The following is a 15,113-nucleotide window of genomic DNA, read 5'->3' as shown; positions in this document are numbered from 1 at the left end:
CTGTCGCCGAGGGGGTCGTGAATCACTGTTTGCTTGAGGTGGTGGTGCTGGAGGCACCCCAGGTGCGCTACACCCAGGACAACCAGACCCCGGTGGCGGAAATGGCCGTCCAGCTTGACGGTTTGCGTCCTGACGATCCCCCAGGGCAATTGAAGGTGGTCGGCTGGGGCAATCTCGCCCAGGATCTGCAGAACCGGGTTCAGGTGGGCCAGCGGCTGATGATCGAAGGGCGGCTGCGCATGAGCACCATGACCCGCGCCGATGGCCTCAAGGAAAAACGGGCCGAGTTCACCCTCTCCCGTCTGCACCCTCTGATGGCCCAGGGCTCCAGCCCGGCCCCGTCGATGGCCCCGTCGGCTCCATCACCCACGCCCAAGCCCGCTGGCGCCTCAGCGAGAGAGGTGTCTCGCCCCGCCGCGCCGGCCCCCAGGCCTGCTGCAGGGCCGCCCCCCACCTGGAACACCGCCCCGCTGGTTCCGGACCTGGCCGAGGACGACGATGAGATCCCCTTCTGAGGCAGCAGGCCACCTTCAGCCTGGCTCGAGCCGCTGGCGTGCCTGGTCGATCAGCTGTCCGATCTCCCGCTCCAGCGCAGCGAGATCCAGCCTCAGCTCGGGCCAGCGCCCCGCATCGATCTGCTGCAGCAACCAGAGTCGGTCCTGGGTGAGCTGATCCAGAAGGGTGAGGGTGCTCGGGTCAGACAGGGAAGGGTCCTGGGCTGATTGATTCGCACCGGGATCAGAAGCGGGGCTGGGGTGATCCATGGCCTCAGGCATCGGGTTGGCATCAGTGGCCATCCTGGACCGCGTTGCAGGAAGATGGCCACATGGAAGCACTCACATCACCCGGCAGTCTGCTGACGATCCTTGGCGCGGCACTGACGGTGATCGGTTCGATCGCCTATGCCACCGACAGCCCCAACATCAGCCTCGCGGGCGTGTTCTATGGCGTTCCGGTCTTGCTGGGGGGCCTGGCCCTGAAGTCGTCGGAGCTGCCTCCGGCGACCCGGCTCACACCTGCATCGGAGCTGCGCGAGCTGCGCGAGCGCCCCGAGAGCGAACCGCTGCGCAAGCTGCTCAAGGACGTCACCCGCTGGCGATATGGCCAGAAAGCGCATCTGGAAAGCTCCCTCGAAGCGCTCAAGCTCTGGAACGACGACCAGCCCCCCGAACTGGTGAGCGTGGCTGAGCAGGATTGCGACGGCGGGTACGGCCTGGTGCTCCACTTCCGCTGCCATGGGGTCCCACCGGAGCGCTGGCAGGCGAAGCAGGAACGGCTGGGTCGCTTCTTCGGCCCGGGTTTGCGCGCCGAGCTGCGCGCGATCTCCGAATCGGACCTGGAGCTGAGCCTGCTTCCCGCCACAGATGTGGCCGAGCCCACCCCAACCCCCACCGTCTCTTGAGCCAGGACCCCGTCATCAGCGCAGAGGACACTCTGCGGGTCTCGGTTCTCAGCGAGGCACTTCCTTACATCCAGCGCTTCGCCGGCCGCCGGGTGGTCGTCAAGTACGGCGGTGCGGCAATGGTGCGGGAAGATCTGCGGGATGCGGTCTTTCGCGATCTGGCCCTGCTGGCCTGTGTGGGAGTTCAGCCCGTGGTGGTCCACGGAGGGGGGCCGGAGATCAACCAGTGGCTCCAGAAGCTGAAGATCCCTGCCGAATTCCGTGATGGGTTGCGGGTGACCGATCCCGACACCATGGATGTGGTGGAGATGGTGCTGGTGGGCCGGGTGAACAAACAGATCGTCAACGGCCTGAACCGGGTCGGCGGCCGGGCCGTCGGGCTTTCCGGCTGTGATGGCTCACTCGTGGAAGCGCGCACCTGGGGAGAGGGCTCCCATGGCCTGGTGGGGGAGGTGGCTGCGGTCAACCCCGATGTGCTCGCCCCCCTCTTGCAGAGCGGTTATATCCCGGTGATCTCCAGCGTGGCAGCCAACCCCAGTGGCCAGGCCCACAACATCAATGCCGACACGGTGGCCGGGGAACTGGCGGCAGCCCTGCAGGCCGAGAAGCTGATCCTGCTCACCGACACCCCTGGGATCCTGCAGAACCGGGAGGATCCCTCCAGCCTGTTGCGCCAGATCACCCTGCCTGAAGCCCGGGAGTTGATTCGCACAGGCATTGTCAATGCCGGCATGACGCCCAAGACCGAGTGCTGCATCAGGGCTCTGGCCCAGGGGGTCGGAGCGGCCCACATCCTTGATGGCCGGGTGCCCCATGCCCTTCTGCTGGAAGTGTTCAGCGATGCCGGTGTCGGCACGATGGTGTTGGGCAGCAGCCGTACAGCTGCGCGTAAGGGTCCGCCCAGGCGTGGCTGAGGACCTCCTGGCGCCGGCACAGGCTGCCCTGGAACGCGGGGAGTATGGCCGTTGCCTTCGTTTGCTGGAGCCGATCGTGGCCGCCCATGCCATCACGGCCCCCATGGGCGGGCGGGCGCGGATGCTGATGGCCACAGCCCTGATCGGGCAGGGAGAGACCGAGCGGGCCGCCAGCTGCATGCGCGGTCTCAAGGCCTGCGCCGATCCCGACCTGCGCCGCCAGGCCCGCGACCTGAGCCTGATTCTTGAAGCCCCCAGCCTGAAGCGACCGGACAACTGGTCGCTCACCCTGCCGGCGATCGGAGGGGTGGAATCCCTGCAGCAACGGGCCCTGCCCGGGGCTCCGGCCCGCCCGGACAGACGCCGGCCTGAGCCGCCACCGCCACCACCTGTCGGTCCCACCCGGGCACCGTTCGGTTTCGCCGTGGTTGTGCTGGCCACACTGCTGCTGCTCGCAGGCCTGCTGGGGGGTTGCCTGAGGATCGAGACCGACCTGGGCTTCGCCGGGCCGGGCCGGCTCGAGCTGACCCAGACCCTCACCAGCGCCAGTGGGCGCTGGCTGCCCTGGCAGCGACAGTTCGCAGGCACCCTCGCCGCCGATCCCGACCTGACCCGGATCAGGCTGTCCCAGGATCCGGATCAGGGACGCCTCAGCCTCAGCAGCGGGGTGGTGTCCTCGGCCCAGGCGGCTGCCCTGATGCAGCGTCTCGCCAAAGACGCGGGAGATCTCACGGGCACCAGGCTTCCAGCTCCGGAGTTAACGCTGAAGGAGCACAACTGGTTGCTGGGGGTTCGTCAGCAGCTCGGCTTCGAGCTGGATCTTCGCGGTGTGCAGCCCTTGCCGGGCCTGAGCATGACCTTGAGGCTCAGCTCCGTTGGGGAACAGGCGGTGCGCAGGGCCCGGCCACGGTCGGTGGTGCCGGAGCGTGATGGGCTGTGTTGGCCCCTTGAGCTGGGGGCCCTCAACCGGCTGGAGCTGCGGAGCTGGCGCTGGAGCTCCCTTGGAGTGGGCAGTCTGCTGATTGCGAGCCTGCTGGGTCTCAGCCTGCTGCTGCAGCGCCTGCGCCGGCAGGCGGGATTCGGCTGGCCCGAGCTGCCCTCTCCCTAGGGTGTGGCCTAGAGCTCGATCGGATCGGGATCGATCGCGAGACTGACGCTGCGGTCCAGGCCGGCACGCAGGTCGGCCTCAGGCGGCAGTGGCAGGTCGCTGGCTGGTGGACCATGCAGAAGCAGGTGCCAGCGGTACCGGCCAGCCACCCGTGCCACCGGTGCCGGTGCCGGTCCGATCAGCTGCCAGCGGGCCCGGTCCACCCGTGGCCTCAGCCTTTCGGCCAGCGAGGCGGCTGCGGTGGCCGTGGCCGCAGCGGAGGCCCCTGCAAGCCGCAACAGGCAGGCTCGGCTGAAGGGCACCAGTCCCGCCTGGCGGCGGATCTCCAGTTCCTCCTCGAGAAAGGCGTCATAGCGGCCATCAATCAGGTGCCGGATCACTGGGTGATCCGGCAGGTAGGTCTGAACGATCACCTCCCCGGGACGCTCTCCTCGCCCGGCTCGCCCGGCCAGTTGCAGCAAAAGCTGCAGGCAGTGCTCCGAAGCACGCAGATCCGGTCGGTGCAGGAGGCCATCCGCCGCCAGCACCACTGCCAGGGTCACCCGGGGCAGGTCCATGCCTTTGGCCAGCATCTGGGTCCCCACCAGCACATCCGCCTCACCGGCCGCGAACCGCGCCAGCAGGCGTCGGTGCCCATCCCTGCCTCGGGTGCTGTCCCGGTCGAAGCGCAACAGGCGCAGACCGGCCAGCTCCTGCTCCAGCTGCTCCATCACCCGCTGGGTACCGGCGCCGAAGGGCTTGAAGGCCGCCGAACCGCAGCCGCCGCATCGGGCTTCCAGGGGCTGGCGGTGACCGCACCAATGGCAGCGAAGTGTCTGGCTGCCATCCCGCAGGCGATGGACCGTGAGGGCCACGTCGCAGTGGGGGCACTCGACCACCTCGCCGCAGCTGCGGCAACTGAGAAAGCTGCTGTAGCCGCGTCTGGGCACGAGCACCACCGCCTGCTCCCCCCGCTCCTGCAGGTGCTCCATGCGCGCCATCAGGGCTCTGCTGATCAGCCGTCGATGGCCCTCGGCCAGTTCCTGGCGCAGGTCCACCACGCGCACAGGCGCTGCGGCCTGACCGCTGATGCGCTGGCTCAGACGCAGCAGGGTGGTGGTCTGGCCAGGGCGCCGACAGGCCAGCCAGGATTCCAGCGCAGGTGTGGCGCTCCCCAGCACCAACCGCGCGCCACTCTGGCGGCAGCGCAGGCGGGCCACCTCCCTGGCGTGGTAGCAGGGCATTGGACTCTCCTGCTTGTAGGAGGTGTCGTGCTCCTCGTCGAGGATGACCAGGCCCAGGGGCGCCAGGGGCAGAAACACCGCTGAGCGGGTGCCCACGGCCATCAGGGGCTCCCGGCCACCGGCCTGCAGACAGCGGCGCCAGGCAGCGATCCGCTCCCCTTGAGACAGACCGCTGTGGAACTCCAGGATGCTCCCGGCAAAACGGGCCCGGCAGCGGTCGAGCAACTGGGGGATCAGTCCGATCTCGGGAGTGAGCAGCAGGGCACTGCGGCCCGAGGCCAGGCAGGCGGCCGCTGCCTGCAGGTACACCTCTGTCTTGCCGGCCCCGGTCACTCCCCAGAGGAGGAACTCCTGGCCGCTGGAGCCCGCGAGGATCTGCTCAAGAGCCTGTTGCTGCTCAGGGTTCAGCTGGCGGGGCTCCTCTGGATTCCCTTGGTGGGGCCAGGGTCCGGGCGCCGCCGTGCCGTCAGGCAGTGGCCTCTTGCTGCTGGACAACCAACCTTTGTCCTGAAGGTTCTGCACCAGGGAGCGGCTGAAGCCCCACTGCGTGATCGTGGTCATTGGGGCCGCCGCGCCTGGTCGTCCCCGCAGCCGCTCGGTGAGTTCCCTCTGCCGGCAGGTGAGCGGCATGGGGACCTCCACCAGTTCAAGCCAGAGCTGGGTGCGACCCGGTGCCGGTGCCCGGCCCGTCTGCTGACCCAGCCAACCGGGGGGCAAGGCCGTCTTCAGCGTTCTGAACAGACTGGTGTGGCACTGATGGGCCACGTCCTGGAGCAGGGCCTGCCACTGGGTGTCCACGGCGGCGGCCTGGTGAAGCCCCTCCACCGGCTGGATCACGGCGGGATCGAGATCGTCCGGGGGCGCTGCCAGGACCTCCACCACCAGGCCGATCTGGCGACGTCCCCTCAGGCGAAGCCGGACCAGATCCCCGGCCGCAAGCCTGGGTTCCGGCGGAGCGGCGTAGGTGAAGATACGACCCTCACGACCGGCCTCCACCCAGACCTGGACCCAGAGGGGGGTGGTGGACGTGTCCAGCGGCGTCAGGATTCGCCTTGCAAACCCCATAGGGGCTTCTTAAGATAGGACCGTTGAGCAGCTCAACTGGCTGCTGTCGGAACCAGGCAGAGTTCCGTCCAGTGGGAAGACCTGAAGAGCAGGCCGATCGGAGCAACCCTCCACCGAGCCTCCCGGTCTGCGAACACCCCTGACAGCACTGCCTGGCCTCCGGGCCGTTCCATGTCGTTAGGTCATTGTTGCCCCTGCTGCTTCGAAAAGGCACCTGATGGCGCCTGATCTCGGGTCAGGTTCTCCCCAAGGAGAACCGGTGCTCTGAAGCAACATTTTGTGTCGTGATGGTGTCATCGCGCACGTCTGTCTGGCCGCGTGGCCAGAACTGATCCTTTCGACCCAACTTTTTCACCAGTCGATCATTCCGTTTTCCGCCGCAGCCCCGCTATGACCCCAGTGTCCGCCGCCAGCCCCAAGCCAGGCGCTCCAGAAATCCTGACCGTCGCCGCTCAGACGGGAGCCGAGGTGGCGGTCAAGGGCAAACCGAAAGCCGCCGCCAAGAAATCCAAGGCCAGCGCGAACGACGGGCAGACGCCGGACTCCCCTGCTGTCAGTCCCGATGCGGCGGCCGTGACGGCGGCCAACAAGGTCACGCGCACCCGCAAGGCGGCCACCAAGGCCACCAGCAAAAGCCCAGCCGGCAAAACCAGCGGCACCAAGGCCGCAGCCAAGACAACGGCCAGCAAAGCGGCCCCCAAGTCCAGAGCCAAGGCCAAGCCCAAGGCTGAGGCGGGCAAGGCGGCTGCCGTGGCCGCGAGCAGCCAGGATCTGAGCGCCGCAGCCGACCAGTTGCTGGGTGCCGCCGATGGCGCCAAGGACAAGAAAATAACCGCCAAGGAAAAGGCGCTGGCCAGCATCAAGGTTGGACCCAAGGGCGTTTACACCGAAGATTCGATCCGGGTCTACCTGCAGGAAATCGGCCGAATCCGTCTGCTCCGTCCCGATGAGGAAATCGAGCTGGCGCGCAAGATCGCTGATCTGCTGCTGCTTGAGGAGCTGGCCGCCCAGTTCGAGCAGGACAACGGTCATCATCCCGACAACAAGGAATGGGCGGTACTGGTGGACATGCCACCGGTCAAATTCCGTCGGCGTCTGATGCTGGGGCGCCGGGCCAAGGAAAAAATGGTTCAGTCGAACCTTCGCCTTGTGGTTTCGATTGCCAAGAAGTACATGAACCGCGGCCTTTCCTTCCAGGATCTGATCCAGGAAGGCAGCCTCGGCCTGATCCGCGCCGCCGAGAAGTTCGACCACGAGAAGGGTTACAAGTTCTCGACCTATGCCACCTGGTGGATCCGTCAGGCGATCACCCGTGCCATCGCCGACCAGAGCCGCACCATTCGCTTGCCCGTTCACCTCTACGAAACCATCTCACGCATCAAGAAGACCACCAAGGTGCTGTCGCAGGAGTTTGGCCGCAAACCCACTGAGGAGGAGATTGCTGAAAGCATGGAGATGACGATCGAGAAGCTCCGCTTCATCGCCAAGTCTGCCCAACTCCCCATTTCCCTGGAGACACCGATCGGCAAGGAAGAAGATTCACGCCTGGGCGACTTCATCGAGGCCGACATCGAGAATCCTGAGCAGGATGTGGCCAAGAATCTTCTAAGGGAAGATCTTGAAGGGGTGCTGGCAACCCTCAGTCCGAGAGAGCGGGATGTTCTGCGCCTTCGCTATGGCCTCGACGACGGTCGCATGAAAACCCTTGAGGAGATTGGCCAGATCTTTGACGTGACCCGCGAGCGAATTCGCCAGATCGAAGCCAAGGCCCTGCGCAAGCTACGCCACCCCAACCGCAATGGTGTGCTCAAGGAGTACATCAAGTAACTTCGGCAGCCCGAACGGGCACTGAACGAATCTGCCCCTGGTCGTGCCCCGTGGCCACCAGCGCGGTGGGCGGGACCATCCACCCTCGCGGAAGCCAGGATGGTCACCTGTCCCTTGCCAGACTTCGTGTTGATCACTCAGGGTTGGATGACCTGGCTGGAGCGAGATCAGCGCCGGCTGTGGATGGTGAGCGGCTTCGCCTATCTGCTGCTCTGCTGGCTGGCGTTCTTTCAGAACCTCGGCTCCCTCAGCCTGATGGACAAGACCGAGGCCCTGTTCGTGGAGGTGGGGCGTCAGATGGTTGAGCGGGGTGACTGGATCACCCCCATGTGGAATGGCGAGCTTTTCTTTGATTACCCCGTCTGGGGGTACTGGATGGTGGCCCTCAGCTTTCGCCTGTTCGGCGTGAGCGAGTGGGCCGCGCGCCTGCCGGTGGCCCTTGCGGCCAGTGCCGTGGTGCTGGCGGGCTTCGGGTTGCTCTGGTTCAGCGCCTCGGGCGAGGAAGAGCTGCGCTCGCGCTGGCGGAGGGCAGCCTTCGGCGCGGCCCTGCTGGCGCTGAATCCGGGATGGATCGGCTGGGGCCGCAGTTCTGTCACCGACATGTTTCTGGCCAGTGCCATCGCCCTGAGCCTGTTCGGTTTCTTTCTCAGCTACAGCCAGCCGCCCGGCAGCGGAGCCCGCCGTCTGGGCTTCGTGGCCATGCCCCTGTTCAGCGCCATCGCCGTGCTGGCCAAGGGGCCGGTGGGCCTGGTGTTGCCTGGACTGGTGGTACTGGTGTTTCTGATCATCCAGGGCCAGCTGCTGGCCTTCCTCCGGCGCTTGCCTCTGCTGCCGGTCGCGCTGATCTTCCTGGTGGTGGTGCTGCCCTGGTACGTCCTGGCCGCCCACGCCCATGGCATGGCATTCCTCGGAGGCTTCTTCGGCTTCAGCAACATCCAGCGCTTCACATCGGTGCTCTACCGCCACGCCGGTCCCTGGCACTTCTATCTCCCCTGGGTGTTGCTGCTGCTGTTGCCCTGGTCGTTCCATCTGCCGCTGGCGCTGGTGCGACTGCGTTTCTGGAAGCTGAAGGCCTGGCGCCGGCAGCCCCCCCAGGCCCAGCTGGCCCAGTTCTGCCTGGTCTGGTTTCTGGCTGTCCTGCTGTTCTTCTCGGCCGCCGCCACCAAGTTGGCGGGCTACATCCTGCCGTTGGTCCCTGCCGCAGCCCTGCTGCTGGCCCTCTACTGGTTCCCTCTGGCCAACGTCGCCCCTGCGCCAGGCTCAGACAGCGAGATCACCTCCGGGGACTGGCCGGACCGGCCCCAGCGCTGGAGCGCCTGGATCAATGCCCTGGTCTTCGCGGCCCTGGCCCCTGCTGCCGCTCTGGCGCCGCGCTGGGCCGCCACGGATCCGGCCTATCCCCGCTTCGCCGAGGCCCTCTCCCGTTCCGGGCTGCCGCTTGTGCTGGCCTTGATCCTGGCAGGCAGTGCGATCGCCCTGGTCGTCCTGCTGCTGCGAGCGGGCCGTCCGAGGGCTCTCTGGCTGCCGGATCTGGCCGCCATGCTTCTGCTGCTCACCCTGGTGGTGCCAACGCTGGCGCCTCTGATGGAAACCCAGCGTCAGCGACCGGTCAGGGAGCTGGCGGAGAGAGCGGGACAGCTGGCCGGCGCCGGCGAACCACTCTGGGTGGTGGGCTACAAGCGATACAGCGTCGTCTTCTACAGCCGCCGGCAGGCCCGCTTCCTGGACAGCCCGGAAGGGGCGCGGGACGCTCTGAACGAGCCCATGGGTCCGGAGTCGGCCACCAGCAGCGTGCTGATCTTCGGGGAGGAGCACAGGCTCAGGGATCTGTCCCGGCTGCTGCCGGGGGCCACGCTGCTGGAAGGCCGCAGCGGTCATCAACTCTGGCGGGTTCCGAGGAGCACAACGCCCAACGATCGGGCACGATGAGTGACCCGGAACACCCACGATCTGATCGCCTGATCACTTGATCCCCTCCCAATCCCCGATCCTCTCCGCGCCGACCGTTGCAGCCATCCGCCGCTGGCTTCGCTTGTTCGGTCCGGCCCGCCTGCTGGCCTGCGGCCTGGCTGCAGCGTTGGTGATCCTGATCGAGCAGGTTGTGCTCAGCCAGCAGGATCCCGGCTTCGATGAGGCCGTACTGGTCTGGATTGGGGAGCGGATCCCAGAGGGACTGGGCCGTGTTCTGGTGATGGTCTATCAACTGAGCGGCACCCGATTCACCGCGGTCCTGGTGTTGGCGGCCCTGATCTTTCTGCTGATCAAGCGGTCATGGAACCAGCTCATCTGGCTGGCCATCGCCACCAGCGGAATCCTGTTGATCGTGGATCGCTGGTTGAAACCGCAATTTGATCGTTCCAGGCCCCTGGGTCGACTGGTGGAGGTGATCGGCCGCAGTTTTCCCAGCGGGCATGCCGCCGGTGCCGTGGTCTTCTACTTCCTGATGTGCACGATCCTGGCGGAGCGCTACCCGCATCTGCGCCGCCCCCTGGTGCTGGGCTCCGCCCTCTGGGTGGGTCTGATCTGGGTGAGCACGCTCTACTGCCGGGTGCACTGGCTCACCGACATCGTCGCCGGAGCAGCCGTGGGCTTCATCTGGCTGAGCATCTGCCTGACGAGCATGCGCTTCTGCTCCAGCCGTCAGAGTGGCTGAGCCAGAGCAGATCGTCATGAACGCCAGCAGCACCCCAGCGTCCAGCCCCGCCACCCCCGGCGATCCGCAACTCCAGTCCGATCAGCGGGCGGCCCTGGATCTGGACAGCCTGAGGGGCCTGCGCACGGCTCCTCCGCTCGACACCGTTCAGCGCCAGGCCCTGCGCGGGGAGCTGGACGCTCGTCTGGCGGCCTGCGACTGGTTGACGGTCGGAGTGATGGCTCCTTCGGCGCAGACCGCCCTGGCGGCCCTGCGTGCCTGCGAAGCGGCCCAGGGGTGGGACCCTCTGCAACCCGAGAGTGAAGGGGAGGTGGAAGGCCCTGTATTCCTGAAAGGGAACCAGCGCACAGGGCGCTTTCTGCTGCGCACCGAGTCAGGACTTGGCGAAGGGCTGCTGATCGGTGGCCAGAGCGATGGCCATCCGGAGGCCACCGGCACCTGGGGTCCCTTGCCTCTCGACTTTTTCGGCTGATCACGGAGCAGGACACGGAGGCTGGGACGGGCCGCCCGGTCCTTAGGCTTGACCGCTGTTCGACGGCCACGCGGCCGGGCTGAGGAATCGATTGATGGCTGGCACCACTCTGCGCATCGCCTCCCGCCGCAGCCAGCTGGCCATGGTCCAGACCCACTGGGTGCGCGATGCATTGGCCCAGGCCCACCCGAGCCTGGAGATCAGCATCGAGGCGATGGCCACCCAGGGCGACAAGATCCTGGATGTGGCGCTCGCCAAGATCGGAGACAAGGGCCTTTTCACCAAGGAGCTGGAAGCTCAGATGCTGGTGGACCGGGCTGACATCGCTGTCCACAGCCTCAAGGATCTGCCCACCAACCTTCCCGAGGGTCTGATGCTGGGTTGTGTCACCGAGCGTGAAGACCCCGCTGATGCCCTCGTGCTCCATGAGCGCCACCGGGGATGCAGCCTTGAAACCCTTCCCGAGGGCAGTGTGGTGGGCACCAGCTCGCTGCGGCGCCTGGCCCAGCTGCGCCACCACTTCCCCCACTTTCAATTCAAGGATGTGCGCGGCAATGTGATCACCCGCCTCGAGAAGCTCGATTCCGGCGACTATGACTGCCTGATCCTGGCGGCGGCCGGCCTGGGACGTCTGGGCCTGGGCCATCGCATCGATGCTCTGATCGATCCCTCGATTTCGCTGCATGCGGTGGGCCAGGGTGCCCTCGGCATCGAATGCCGGCAGGGCGACAGCGTCGTGCTGGAGCAGATCAAGGTGCTGGAGCACACCCCCACAGCCCGCCGCTGTCTGGCGGAGCGGGCCTTCCTGCGCCAGCTCGAAGGTGGCTGCCAGGTGCCCATTGGCGTGAACAGCCGCTTCGAGGGGGAGGATCTGGTGCTCACGGGCATGGTGGCCAGCCTTGATGGCCTGCGCCTGATCCGGGACGAAGCCCGCGGACCGCAACAGGATCCCGAAGCGATCGGCAACAGCCTTGCCCTGTTGTTGCGCAGCCAGGGGGCCGGGGAGATTCTGGAGGAGATCTTTGCAGCGGTCAGGCCTGAAGCCTGAAGCAGGCTTCGGCGCACCTCTGGAGGGCGACACCCGCGGGCTGCCGTTCCAGTGGAGCCTGCTGGCCTGGGCTGCGCTGGTGGGGATCCTCACAGGCATGGCGGTGGTGGGCTTCCATTACCTGCTGGGCTTCATCAACAACTTCATGTTCGGCACCCTGGTGGAGTGGGTGCTCGACCTGGTGAGTCCTCACGAGCTGGATCCGACCACGGTGGAGGTGTTCAGCGCCCCGGATCCAGATTCCGGCACACCCCTGAAGGTCCTTGTGCAGATCGGCCTGGGGGGCATCGTCTTTCTGCCTCCACCGCCGGCGCCCCTGCCTGAGCCCACATCCCTGCCCCCGATCGGGCCCACCGGCTGGCTGGCCTCCTGGCCTGTGGTGATGGCCCCCTTGCTGGGGGGAGTGGCCGTGGGGCTGCTGAGACAGCTGGGCCGCGACCTGGGGCCCGGGCTGCCCAGCCTGATGGCGATGGCGGACGGGGCCGTGAAAGCGTTGCCACGCCTGCCCGTGCTGCGGCTGGTGGCGGCATCCCTGAGCCTGGGCAGTGGCGCTTCGCTGGGACCTGAAGGCCCGAGCGTGGAGAGCGGCGGCAACCTGGGTCTCTGGGTGGGGCTGCGCGGAGGGCTGCCGCCCGAATCCCAGAAAGCGCTGGTGGCCGCAGGCGTGGCGGCTGGTCTGGCGGCTGGTTTCAAAGCTCCGATCGCCGGTGTGTTCTTCGCCTTTGAAGGGGCCTACAGCGCCATTCCTGGGAGGCCCAGCCTGCGGGCGGTGCTGGTGGCGGCGGTGGCGTCCTCCCTGGTCACGCAGCTCTGCCTGGGGGATGAGCCGATCTTTCGCCTGCCGGCCTATGAGGTGCGCTCACCCCTGGAGCTTCCCCTTTACCTGGGTCTGGGCCTGGTGGCCAGCCTGATGTCGTGGGCACTGGTGAGCCTCTTGGCCGCCGGCCGCAGTGGGCCCGTGCAGCGCCAGTGCGCCCGTCTACCCCTCTGGCTGCTGAACGGACTCGGTGGCCTGGCTGTGGGGGTCCTGGCGCTGGGGTTCCCCCAGGTGCTGGGCGTGGGCTACGACACAATCGAGGCGCTGCTGGGCAGCGAAGGTGGCGTGGCGCTCACCACCCTGGCGGCCCTGCTGGCAGTGAAGCTGCTGGCCACGGCGGTCAGCAACGCCACCGGCTTTGTGGGTGGTGGCTTCGCACCGGCCCTGGTCCTGGGGGCGGTGCTGGGAAACGGCTATGGACAGCTGCTGGGGGACAGTGGCTTGGGGCTGCCTGTGGCCGAGCCACCGGCCTACGCCATGGTGGGGATGGCGGCAGTGCTCGCAGGCAGCGCCAGGGCGCCGCTCACGGCACTGCTGCTGCTGTTCGAGCTCACCCACGACATCCGCATCGTGCTGCCTTTGATGGCGGCCGCCGGCCTCAGCGCCGTGCTGGTGGAGCGCTGGCATGGACTGGCGGATCCCGGACTGCTGGGCCCGGATCCAGCCGAGGAGCGGCGGCGCCAGGGACTGGCATCCCTGATGGTGAATGAAGCCCTTGAGGGCGAGGCGCCACTGGTGCTCGCAGCGACGACCCCTGCCAGCGAGGCCCTGGGCCTGCTGATTGAAGCCCATGGCCACTGCCTGGTGGTGGAACGTGAAGGTTGGGTGATCGGTGTGGTGACCCTGGTCGACCTGCAGCGGGCGATCAGCGCCAGCCACGGCAGTGACGGGCTGCCGTTGCCGCTTGAGCAATGCCGACGCTCCGACCTGCTCTGGCTGCATGAGGGGGCCAACCTGGCACAGCTGGAAGATCAGCTGGTACCCAATGGACTTCGTCAGGTGCCCGTTTTCGCCTTGGAAAGCCCCAGTTCAGACCTACTCCCGGCTGGATTGCCGAACACCGGGCTGCCGGTCAGGAGCTTGGTGGGTCTGGCCAGCCGGGATGGGATGGCCAGGGCCCTGGCCCGCCAGCTGCAGGTCTGAGATCAGCGCACCACCACCACCGGGGTTCCCACCTCCACCATTTCGAACAGCTTGCGCACGTGCTGGTGGAACATGCGCACACAGCCGTTGGTGACTGCGGAGCGGGAGCTCACGGTCCAGGACCAGGCACTGGGAGTGCCGTGGATGCCGAACTGGTTGGGACCTTTGGTGCTGAAGCCGATCCAGCGATCACCCAGGGGACCATTCGGGCCAATGGAGCCCTTTTTCTTGCCTGACTTGGTGCTGACGTACTGAGGGTTGACCACTTTGTTGATCACCTTGAACGTGCCCAGAGGCGTTGGGGTGGCTGGATCACCGATCGCCACCGGCCAGGGGCCATACACGTTGCCATCACGCTCAAGGCGAATCTCCCGCTTGCCGAGGGCCAGCAGGATTCTGGAGTTGCTCACCGGGGCTGCCTGGGGCACTTCCTGCTTGATGGCTGCTGCAGGCGGCGCCTCTGGTGCAGGTGCGGCGTTGGTGGGGTCGGTGGAAGGTGCCGTGAGCTTCGCGGCTGGGCTGCTTGCGCCCGCTGGCTCGGCACTGGGAGGTTGGCCGGCCCCGGTCGGGGAAGCCTCCGGCACGATCGCCGGCGGGCTGGGGATCGGAGCCGTGGGGGTGATGATCCCACCGGAACTGGCCAGAGCCGAAGGGGAACCGGCGACCCAGAGGGAGGAAAGACCAGCGAGCAGACCGACGGCCAGAGAGGAGGGAGCCAGCACTGGACGAATGGGATTGGAGCGCATGCGAGGAACTGAAGCTGTGGAGAGGTGGACGACGACCGCGCCCTGGGCGGATCAGTTCACCAGTTTGGCGTCAATCTGCTCGAAATAGCGGGTCTCGCACTCCTTGATGATCCGAACCGCCTCCTGGGTGTTGAGGAACCCATTCACCTTGCAGGTGCCGGGCTTCTTCAGATCCTTGTAGTGCTCCCAGTAGTACTGGGTTTCCTTGAGCCAGTGCTCGCCCAGCTGCTCGTAACTGGTGATGTGATCCATGCGCTTGTCATCGGCCAGCACAGCGATCACCTTGTCGTCCACTTCGCCGCCGTCGTCGAAGGTCATGATGCCGATGATTCGAGCCTCCACGAGGCTGCCGGCCACCAGGGGTTCGGTGACGCCCACGATCTCGATGTCCAGGGGATCTCCGTCCTCGTCCCAGGTGCGGGGGATGCAGCCGTAGGCAAAGGGATAGGACAGCGAGGAGTAGCCCACTCGATCGAGCTTGAGATGACCGGTTTCGGTGATCAGCTCGTACTTGTTGATCGTCATCGAGTTGACCTCGACAATCGCATTCAGCCGCAGTTCCGCTTCATCGGCGAACGCCGGCAGCACATGCAGCAGGTTGAGCATGGTGCGGCTTGGGGCGTGGTCGATGTTCGCCATGGGGCGTCGCGAAGCGGCTGCGGCGGCATCTTACGGACGCCAGGCCTGCCGACACC

General features: G+C 66.7%; 14 protein-coding genes. 10 read left to right on the top strand and 4 right to left on the bottom strand.

All coding sequences use genetic code 11. The features are described 5' to 3' along the window. Positions 1 to 17 precede the first annotated feature (17 nt). A complete protein-coding gene (locus tag FPZ61_RS04875; RefSeq protein WP_185465368.1) occupies positions 18 to 515 on the top strand; it encodes a single-stranded DNA-binding protein in 498 nt (165 codons plus the stop codon). A gap of 15 nt (positions 516 to 530) precedes the next feature. Here FPZ61_RS04875 and FPZ61_RS04870 read toward each other — a convergent pair whose 3' ends face one another. Further along, positions 531 to 797, bottom strand: a complete 267-nt coding sequence (locus tag FPZ61_RS04870) for a hypothetical protein (protein ID WP_185465398.1) — start codon at positions 795 to 797, stop codon at positions 531 to 533. Between the two features lie 29 nt (positions 798 to 826). Here FPZ61_RS04870 and FPZ61_RS04865 point away from each other — a divergent pair, with 29 nt between their 5' ends. Genes FPZ61_RS04865 through FPZ61_RS04855 form a run of 3 tightly spaced genes read left to right on the top strand, consistent with a single transcriptional unit; the run spans position 827 to position 3,424 of the window. Next, entirely contained in the window at positions 827 to 1,402 is a 576-nt protein-coding gene (locus FPZ61_RS04865; protein WP_185465222.1) for a DUF2854 domain-containing protein, read from the top strand. After that, a complete protein-coding gene (gene argB, locus FPZ61_RS04860) occupies positions 1,399 to 2,316 on the top strand; it encodes an acetylglutamate kinase (RefSeq protein WP_185465221.1) in 918 nt (305 codons plus the stop codon). The genes FPZ61_RS04865 and argB overlap by 4 nt, the downstream gene beginning before the upstream one ends. Then, positions 2,309 to 3,424 (top strand): DUF3153 domain-containing protein, encoded by a 1,116-nt coding sequence (locus FPZ61_RS04855; protein ID WP_370593373.1) that lies wholly within the window; start codon positions 2,309 to 2,311, stop codon positions 3,422 to 3,424. Before argB ends, FPZ61_RS04855 begins: the two co-directional genes overlap by 8 nt. An 8-nt stretch (positions 3,425 to 3,432) precedes the next feature. Here the strand turns inward: FPZ61_RS04855 and priA are convergent, their stop codons facing one another. After that, on the bottom strand, positions 3,433 to 5,712 hold the full coding sequence (gene priA / locus FPZ61_RS04850) for a primosomal protein N' (RefSeq protein WP_185465219.1): 2,280 nt from the start codon (positions 5,710 to 5,712) through the stop codon (positions 3,433 to 3,435). A 390-nt stretch (positions 5,713 to 6,102) separates the two neighbouring features. Between priA and rpoD the strand changes: the two genes are divergently transcribed. From rpoD to FPZ61_RS04820, 6 genes are all read left to right on the top strand, one after another. Then, positions 6,103 to 7,539: an RNA polymerase sigma factor RpoD gene (gene rpoD / locus FPZ61_RS04845; RefSeq protein ID WP_185465218.1), complete on the top strand. Its 1,437-nt coding sequence runs from the start codon at positions 6,103 to 6,105 to the stop codon at positions 7,537 to 7,539. A 126-nt stretch (positions 7,540 to 7,665) separates the two neighbouring features. Further along, positions 7,666 to 9,468 (top strand): ArnT family glycosyltransferase, encoded by a 1,803-nt coding sequence (locus FPZ61_RS04840; protein ID WP_370593372.1) that lies wholly within the window; start codon positions 7,666 to 7,668, stop codon positions 9,466 to 9,468. A gap of 37 nt (positions 9,469 to 9,505) precedes the next feature. Next, positions 9,506 to 10,192, top strand: coding sequence for a phosphatase PAP2 family protein (locus tag FPZ61_RS04835; RefSeq protein WP_185465216.1), 687 nt, complete (start codon positions 9,506 to 9,508; stop codon positions 10,190 to 10,192). Between the two features lie 16 nt (positions 10,193 to 10,208). Then, entirely contained in the window at positions 10,209 to 10,664 is a 456-nt protein-coding gene (locus tag FPZ61_RS04830) for a DUF1824 family protein (RefSeq protein ID WP_185465215.1), read from the top strand. Positions 10,665 to 10,758: 94 nt separating this feature from the next. Next, entirely contained in the window at positions 10,759 to 11,712 is a 954-nt protein-coding gene (hemC, locus tag FPZ61_RS04825) for a hydroxymethylbilane synthase (RefSeq protein ID WP_185465214.1), read from the top strand. Next, positions 11,687 to 13,672, top strand: a complete 1,986-nt coding sequence (locus FPZ61_RS04820) for a chloride channel protein (protein ID WP_185465213.1) — start codon at positions 11,687 to 11,689, stop codon at positions 13,670 to 13,672. The genes hemC and FPZ61_RS04820 overlap by 26 nt, the downstream gene beginning before the upstream one ends. A 2-nt stretch (positions 13,673 to 13,674) precedes the next feature. Here the strand turns inward: FPZ61_RS04820 and FPZ61_RS04815 are convergent, their stop codons facing one another. Next, positions 13,675 to 14,418 carry a L,D-transpeptidase family protein gene (locus FPZ61_RS04815; RefSeq protein ID WP_255441375.1) on the bottom strand — a complete coding sequence of 248 codons (744 nt, stop codon included), beginning with the start codon at positions 14,416 to 14,418 and terminating at the stop codon, positions 13,675 to 13,677. 51 nt (positions 14,419 to 14,469) lie between these two features. Continuing rightward, on the bottom strand, positions 14,470 to 15,057 hold the full coding sequence (locus FPZ61_RS04810; RefSeq protein ID WP_185465212.1) for an inorganic diphosphatase: 588 nt from the start codon (positions 15,055 to 15,057) through the stop codon (positions 14,470 to 14,472). Between the last annotated feature and the right edge of the window lie 56 nt (positions 15,058 to 15,113).

It is taken from the genome of Synechococcus sp. BSA11S (assembly GCF_014224355.1).
In the GTDB taxonomy this organism is placed as follows: domain Bacteria; phylum Cyanobacteriota; class Cyanobacteriia; order PCC-6307; family Cyanobiaceae; genus Regnicoccus_A.
Note: the sequence above shows the minus strand (reverse complement) of the source record. Positions and strands in the feature narration are given on the sequence as shown.

Bases quoted from the DNA above. Each gene is read 5' to 3' on its own strand.
- FPZ61_RS04870 (WP_185465398.1), bottom strand. From the start codon at position 797: ATGGCCACTGATGCCAACCCGATGCCTGAGGCCATGGATCACCCCAGC.
- FPZ61_RS04865 (WP_185465222.1), top strand. From the start codon at position 827: ATGGAAGCACTCACATCACCCGGCAGTCTGCTGACGATCCTTGGCGCG.
- priA (WP_185465219.1), bottom strand. From the start codon at position 5,712: ATGGGGTTTGCAAGGCGAATCCTGACGCCGCTGGACACGTCCACCACC.
- rpoD (WP_185465218.1), top strand. From the start codon at position 6,103: ATGACCCCAGTGTCCGCCGCCAGCCCCAAGCCAGGCGCTCCAGAAATC.
- FPZ61_RS04830 (WP_185465215.1), top strand. From the start codon at position 10,209: ATGAACGCCAGCAGCACCCCAGCGTCCAGCCCCGCCACCCCCGGCGAT.
- hemC (WP_185465214.1), top strand. From the start codon at position 10,759: ATGGCTGGCACCACTCTGCGCATCGCCTCCCGCCGCAGCCAGCTGGCC.
- FPZ61_RS04815 (WP_255441375.1), bottom strand. From the start codon at position 14,418: ATGCGCTCCAATCCCATTCGTCCAGTGCTGGCTCCCTCCTCTCTGGCC.
- FPZ61_RS04810 (WP_185465212.1), bottom strand. From the start codon at position 15,057: ATGGCGAACATCGACCACGCCCCAAGCCGCACCATGCTCAACCTGCTG.